The organism is Burkholderia sp. Se-20373 (assembly GCF_017104705.1).
Classification (GTDB): domain Bacteria; phylum Pseudomonadota; class Gammaproteobacteria; order Burkholderiales; family Burkholderiaceae; genus Burkholderia.
Map to the genome: position 1 here is coordinate 1 of NZ_JAAGPH010000250.1, position 6,686 is coordinate 6,686.

6 protein-coding genes and 2 pseudogenes are annotated in these 6,686 nt (G+C 69.2%); 6 read left to right on the plus strand and 2 right to left on the minus strand.

Features of this window, described 5'->3' with window-relative positions; all coding sequences use genetic code 11:
- The 3 genes and pseudogenes from G3N96_RS37130 to G3N96_RS37140 form a co-directional block, all read left to right on the plus strand.
- Positions 1 to 355 (plus strand): annotated as a pseudogene (locus tag G3N96_RS37130) (malonate decarboxylase subunit epsilon); the annotation flags it as partial.
- A 117-nt stretch (positions 356 to 472) separates the two neighbouring features.
- Positions 473 to 994, plus strand: coding sequence for a phospholipase D-like domain-containing protein (locus tag G3N96_RS37135; RefSeq protein ID WP_206140317.1), 522 nt, complete (start codon positions 473 to 475; stop codon positions 992 to 994).
- A 125-nt stretch (positions 995 to 1,119) separates the two neighbouring features.
- A complete protein-coding gene (locus G3N96_RS37140; RefSeq protein ID WP_124575864.1) occupies positions 1,120 to 1,764 on the plus strand; it encodes a phosphoribosyltransferase family protein in 645 nt (214 codons plus the stop codon).
- 7 nt (positions 1,765 to 1,771) lie between these two features.
- Here G3N96_RS37140 and G3N96_RS37145 read toward each other — a convergent pair whose 3' ends face one another.
- On the minus strand, positions 1,772 to 2,989 hold the full coding sequence (locus G3N96_RS37145) for a polyhydroxyalkanoate depolymerase (protein WP_124575863.1): 1,218 nt from the start codon (positions 2,987 to 2,989) through the stop codon (positions 1,772 to 1,774).
- Positions 2,990 to 3,243: 254 nt separating this feature from the next.
- Here G3N96_RS37145 and G3N96_RS37150 point away from each other — a divergent pair, with 254 nt between their 5' ends.
- Both G3N96_RS37150 and G3N96_RS37155 read left to right on the plus strand, forming a co-directional pair.
- The gene (locus tag G3N96_RS37150) at positions 3,244 to 3,873 is read left to right on the plus strand and encodes a glutathione S-transferase (protein WP_124575862.1); all 630 of its coding nucleotides are present in this window, start codon (positions 3,244 to 3,246) and stop codon (positions 3,871 to 3,873) included.
- Positions 3,874 to 4,057: 184 nt separating this feature from the next.
- A complete protein-coding gene (locus G3N96_RS37155; RefSeq protein WP_069249260.1) occupies positions 4,058 to 4,252 on the plus strand; it encodes a hypothetical protein in 195 nt (64 codons plus the stop codon).
- Between the two features lie 109 nt (positions 4,253 to 4,361).
- Here G3N96_RS37155 and proP read toward each other — a convergent pair whose 3' ends face one another.
- Complete coding sequence (gene proP, locus G3N96_RS37160; RefSeq protein WP_089424992.1) at positions 4,362 to 5,849, minus strand: glycine betaine/L-proline transporter ProP; 1,488 nt, start codon at positions 5,847 to 5,849, stop codon at positions 4,362 to 4,364.
- A gap of 538 nt (positions 5,850 to 6,387) precedes the next feature.
- Between proP and G3N96_RS39535 the strand changes: the two are divergent.
- Positions 6,388 to 6,686 (plus strand): annotated as a pseudogene (locus G3N96_RS39535) (hypothetical protein); the annotation flags it as partial.

A 6,686-nucleotide genomic window follows, 5' to 3' on the forward strand; every position in this document is an offset into this window, starting at 1 on the left:
CACGCGCGGCCTCGCCGCGGCCGTGCCGGCGTTTCGCGGGTCGCTCGCCGCGGCCGACGTACGGCGGCCGCTGCCCGGCACGCGGCTGTTTTCGGGAATCGATGGCGCATCGGTGCTGGACGTCGACGCCGGCCTCGACAAGCTTGCGCGCCAGATCGCGGAGCCGGTCGAATGGGCGGCCTGTCTTGCCGCGTGCGTGGAGGCCGGTGCGACCGCGTTCCTCGAGCTCGGTCCCGGCCGCGCGCTGGCCGAGATGGCCGGTGGTGCGTATCCGGCGCTGCCGGCGCGCAGCCTCGCGGATTTCCGCTCCGTCGACGGCGCGGCGAGCTGGCTCTCACGCGTCGCGACGGGCTGATCGACCGCATGAAAGACGGGCGCCAACCCGTTCACCGGGCGCCGGTTTTGCGCTGTGTGTTGCGTCGGCGCAGCAGCCTCCCAGGTGGTGCTTGCCACGCGAATTGGCGTCGCTACAATGGCGCCCGCCATGAGACCAGCCGCCTTCCTTCTCGCCGCCCTTTGCTGCGCGGTGAGCGCCCACGCCGCCCAGATTCCGTCCGATGCCGCATCGGTCGGCACATACTTTTCGTATGACAATGCGGCGGCCGACGCGACCGTCGATCTGATCGGGCAGGCACAGCGCCGCGTGCTGCTGGCCGGCTACACGCACGTGCCGCCGGCGGTCGCGAGCGCGCTGCGCGCGGCCCGTGCGCGCGGGGTCGAGGTGCGTGTCGTGCTCGTGCGTTCGCCGCGCGCGGGCCGGTACAGCGGCGCGGGCTATCTGAAATCATCCGGTATCGACGTGGCGATCGATTCGCGGCACGGCGATCCCGCGCCGCGCTTCGTGATCGTCGACGACAGCGTCGCGCTGACCACGTTGTCCGAAGGCGCGGCCATGCACGCGGAAACGGTGAACGTGTTCCAGCGTGCGCCCGAGCTCGCGCAATCCTATGCGCAGTCGTTCTGGCGGCTGTACCGGCAGGCCGGCGGCCTCTGACCCCTTCCCGCGGCGCCGCGCGCGCCGGTATGACCCTGCTTGCATCGGCGCGGCCGATGAACCATGCTCGTTGACAGGCGCCGATGCGGGTTTCGCGCATCCGGCGCAACGGCAGGGAGCCGATCGTGTTCGAGTGTTTTGCCGATCGCGCCGATGCCGGCTGCCAGCTGGCCGGCGCATTGCGCGATTACGCGGGGCGTGGCGATGTCGTCGTGCTCGCGTTGCCGCGCGGCGGTGTGCCCGTCGCCTATCCGGTCGCCTGCGCGCTGCATGCACCGCTCGACGTGCTGGTCGTGCGCAAGCTCGGCGTGCCGTACGATCCCGAGCTCGCAATGGGCGCGATCGCGACGGGCGGGGCGATTCATCTGCAGCGTTCGGTGCTTCGTTCGATGAAGGTGTCCGACGCGCAGCTCGCCGACGTGATCACGCGCGAGACGGCCGAACTGCATCGCCGTGAAGCGCTGTATCGCGGTGCCGAGCCGCCGCTGCCGGTCGAAGGGCGCATTGCGATCGTCGTCGACGACGGCGTCGCGACCGGCGCATCGATGCGCGTCGCGCTGCAGGCGTTACGCGAGCGTCATCCGGCGCGGATCATCGCGGCTGCACCGGTCGCGCCGGCGGGTACACGGCATGTGTTCGACGATCTGGCCGACGCGTTCGTCACGGTGACGCTGCCGCTGCCGTTCTTCGGGATCAGCCAGTTCTACGCGCGCTTCGATCAGACGAGTGATGACGAGGTGCGCGCGTTGCTCGACGCGGCCCGGCGCTGATTCGGCATCACGTCCGCCGGATGCGGCGCGGGCGAGGGCGGCGGGCTTCGGCCCACGCGAACACGCGCTGCAGCATCGGATGCACGTCCCCGCGCCAGCGCGCCCCTGTAAACAGCCCGTAGTGATCGCAGTCGTCGATGTCGATGCGGAAGCGCTCGTCGTCGGCGAGGCCGCCGCACAGGTCGAGCGCCGCGTGCGTCTGGCCGGCGCCCGTGACCTTGTCGCATGCGCCTTCGACGGTCAGCAGGACGAGGCCGCGCAAAGCCGCCGGCTCGACGCGCCGGCCGCCCACGTCCCACGTGCCGAGCGCAAGGCTCATGCGCTGGAACACGACGTCGACCGTATCGAGGAAATACTCGGCCGGCATGTCGAGCAGCGCCGTGTATTCGAGCAGCGCGCGCCGCGCGCCGGCGAGTCCGGTCATGTCGAAGCGCGACGCGGCCAGCGCGTACGCTTCGATCAGCGACAGGAAGCGCTGCGGGTACACGAGCGCGATCTCGCCCTGTTGCAGATAGGTGGGAAACACGTGGCGGCCGTGCCCCGCGAAGCCGGGCGGCACGACGTCGATCAGGTGGCGGCGGCACCAGGCGAGCGAATGGGCGGCAGCGGCGGTGCCGAGCGCACTCGGATTCCGGCGTGCGTCGAGCGGGCCGCCGATCAGCGTGACGCTCGCGGGCGACGGGAGACCGCGCGCCGCCCGCAGCGCGAGCGCGCCGAGCGCCGGCACGGTTGCCTGACACACGGCGACGACATGCAGCGGCCGGTCGTCGTGCCCGAGCCCGTCGACGAAACCGTCGAGCGTCGCGACGTACTCGTCGAGCCCGAAACGGCCCGACGCGAGCGGCACGTCGCGCGCATTGCGCCAGTCGGTCACGCAGACATCGCCGTCCGCGAGCAGCGTCTCGACGGTTTCCCGCATCATCACGGCCGCGTGCCCGGCGAGCGGCGCGCACAGCAGCACCGTGCGCTGCGCGTCGGCCCGCGTGAAGCGCCGCAGGTCGCAGAACGGCGTGCGCGCGACGACGCGCTCGCTGAGCGCCGGCCATCCGATGTCGAAGTGCGGAGGCCCGTCCGGCGGCCCGAGCAGCGGCTCGAACAGGTCGTCGTAGCACGACGACGCAGCGTGCGGCAGCGTGGCCGCGGGCCAGGCGTCGAATGCATGCCGTGTCGCCGCACGCCAGGCGCGCATCCATTCCCGCTGCTGCTCGACGAGGGCATACCACATGGCGAACCTTGGGGCGGAAGGGGGGGTGAATTTGCATTATGGTCACTGTGGCCGGACATCGTGAGTCCCGCGCGCGGTGGGTTGATGCGCATCAGGCGCACGGGCGCGAAGACCGGCCGAGCACGTTCCGCTATTTCGGCAAACGCGTTCGCGGCGCCGGCCCCCGCTCGTTGCGGGCGGGAACGGACCCTAGGCGACGCCGCGCGACGCTGCTACAGTCGTCGCTCCCATTCCCCTCAAGCGGAGCGTTCGCGATGAAGCTGATCGGCATGCTGGATTCCCCGTTCGTGCGTCGTGTCGCCATTTCGGCGAAGCTGCTCGACCTCCCGTTCGAACACGAGTCGATCTCGGTGTTCCGTCATTTCGAACAGTTCAGGGCGACCAATCCGGTCGTCAAGGCGCCCACGCTCGTGACCGGCGACGGCGCGACGCTGCTCGATTCGTCATTGATCGTCGACTATCTCGATCATCTGGTCGCGCCCGAGCGGCGCTTGCTGCCCGATACCGCCGATGCTCGGCTGCGCACGCTCGTGCCGGTCGGTTTCGCGCTGGCGGCCGCCGAGAAGACCGTGCAGGTCGTCTACGAGCAGGCGCTGCGTCCGGCCGACAAGCAGCATGCGCCGTGGCTCGAGCGCGTGCTGAGCCAGATCGAGGGTGCATACGGCGCACTGGAGCCGCTCGTCGCGGCCGCGCACGGCTGGTTCGGCGGCGCGCGCCTGCTGCAGTCCGACGTGACGGTCGCGGTCGCATGGCGCTTCACGCAGTTCATGGCGGCCGACTACCCGATGCTCGCGCGGATCGATCCGGCCCGTTATCCGGCACTGGCCGCGCATTCGGCGCGGGCTGAAGCGCTGCCGGCGTTCGTCGCAACACCGCTCGTCTAGGCGTCGCGGCGGCCTGGGCGGGGCCCCGTGCCGCGGCCCAGCGCCCGCTCAGCCTTGCCGGGCATGCCAGTGTCGATTGTTCTCGGCGGCTGACAAGTGACTTCGCATTCGCGCTGTTTATCCGGACGCGGCCGGTCCCTAGAATCCACTCCATCGAATGACGCCTTGCCTGATGGAGCCGCAGATGAAAGCCCTGATCGAATCGAGCCTGTACCACCCGTCCCTCGTGTTGCCGCTTGCCGCGCTGACGCAGTTGATGGTCGAGCGCGATTTCAATCTCGGTCAGGTCGGGCTGATCGTCGCGGCGCGCGGTGCGCAGGCCGCCGTGTCGCGCTCTCGCGCGCTGATTTTCTGCCGCCACTGCGAAGCGCAGGCATGAGCGCGCTGGCGTCGAATGGATGAAAAAAAGCCCGGCCGGCGCAAGCCGGTCGGGCGGATCGGGTTCGATCGGGCCCCGGCTTCGGCCGGGGCTTTTTCATGGGCGACGCTCAGGCGCGTGCCGGCGACCCGACACTGTAGATATCCGCTTCGTCGTCCTCGCGCATCTGGCGCACGAGCTGGTGGGCTTCGCGGCGCGACGCGACGGCCGGCGGCGAGCCCTTGAGCGGCTGGCGCGCGGTTTCGGCGAGCGCGACGACCGACACGATGCCGATCACGGCGGCGCCCATCATGTAGTACGCGGGCATCATCAGGTTGTGCGTGACGTCGACCAGCCAGGCGGTCACGAGCGGCGTCGTGCCGCCGAACAGCGACACCGACACGTTGAAGCCGATCGCGAGCGCGCCGTAGCGGATCTCGGTCGGGAACAGCGCCGGCAGCGCCGACGGCATCACGCCGGTAAAGCACGACAGCAGCACGCCGAGGATCAGCAGGCCGCCGAACACCGACGCCGTGGTGCCCGCATGGATCAGCATCATCGACGGGATCGACAGCGCGAGCAGGCCGACGCAGCCGGCGAGCATCACGGGCTTGCGGCCGACCTTGTCCGACAGGCGGCCGGCGGCGAGCGTCAGCGGCATCATCAGCACCATCACGATCAGCACGAGCACGAGGCTGTGCGATTCGTCGAAGTGCAGCGTCGACGACATGAAGCTCGGCAGGTACGACAGCACCATGTAGTCGGTCACGTTGAAGATCAGCACGAGGCCGACGCACAGCAGCAGGGCGCGCCAGTTGCGCATCAGCGTTTCGCGGAAGCGCGCCTTCGGCACGGCCTTGTCCTGCGCTTCGCGCTCTTCGGCCTGGCGCTTGAACGCGGGCGTTTCCTCGAGCCGCATCCGGATGTAGAGGCCGATCAGGCCGAGCGGGCCGGCGATCAGGAACGGCACGCGCCAGCCCCACGACAGCAGCGCTTCCTGCGACAGCGACGCGGTGAGCAGCGCGACGACGCCCGCGCCCATCACGTAACCGATCAGCGTGCCGAACTCGAGGAAGCTGCCCATGAAGCCGCGGCGCTTGTCGGTCGAGAATTCGGCGATGAAGGTGGCGGCGCCGCCGTACTCGCCGCCGGTCGAGAAGCCCTGCACGAGGCGGGCGACGAGCAACAGCACGGGCGCCATGATGCCGATCGACGCGTAGCTGGGGATCAGGCCGATCGCGAAGGTGCCGACGGCCATCATGATCATCGTGGCGGCGAGCACGCGCTGGCGGCCGATGCGGTCGCCGAGCGGGCCGAACACCATGCCGCCGAGCGGGCGCACGAGGAACGCGGCCGCGAACGTGCCGAAGGTCGCGAGCAACTGCGCGGACGGGCTGCTGGACGGGAAGAACACCTTGCCGAGCGTGACGGCGATGTAGCTGTAGACGCCGAAGTCGAACCATTCCATCGCGTTGCCGATGGCCATGGCGCTGACGGCGCGCTTGAGGAGGCTCTGGTCGACGACGGTGATGTCGTCCGCGACGAGCGGGGCTTCGCCGGACGACGAAGCGGTGGAAGAAGCAGCGGTCGGGCTGACGTGTGTTGCGGTCAAGGTCATGCACTCCTTTGACTGCGCCGAACGGGCGGGCCGTCCGACACGGTTTGCCGGCGAGCGCGGTGTCGGATGCGGCGCGTCGGGGCAGACCTTTAAGCACTTACTGCATTGCAGGCGGTAAAGGGCCGTAAGGGGCTGCTTCGACGCGGGCCCGATGGGCCGTCGCGACAGTGCGCTCATGAAGAATGGGCCGCGTGATGCTGGCGGCAGATGCCGGTGCGGACGGTGTCCAGCGTTCCGGCAAGCGCCCCGGAGGGGCAACGAAACGAGAAAAGCGGGCCTGTCGGGCGGGCTTTCCTGTGTGTGCAATTTCGGTCGAAGCGCCGACCCGCAACGCGCGGACGGACTTCTCTCGAAATCGAATAGACAGAGATTGAATGTTGAAACAGGCGACATGATAGCACGATGGCGGATGATCGTGCAAATTGCCGGGAAACGCCCGGCTGGCGGGGCGTCCGGCGAGGGTGGCTCGGGTATGATCGGCGGCGCACGGCGGGGCCGTGCGGCCCCGGGTGACGGGGCCGAATTCACGAGGAACCGGATGACCGAACTGATGAGGATCGCGGCGCTGTTTGCCGCCACCGCGCTGGCCGAAATCGTCGGCTGTTACCTGCCGTGGCTCGTGCTGAAGGACGGCCGGCCGGTGTGGCTGCTGGTGCCGGCCGCGCTGTCGCTCGCGCTGTTCGCGTGGCTGCTGACGCTGCACCCGAGTGCGGCGGGGCTGGCCGGAATGCTTTCCGGAAGCTTGCGCAAAACTTATCTCAGTGAAATCTCGGTGTCAAACTTTTTTAGTTTGAGTCAAACAAAGTTTTTAAGCGTGAGAGGCGACGGACCTGCGAT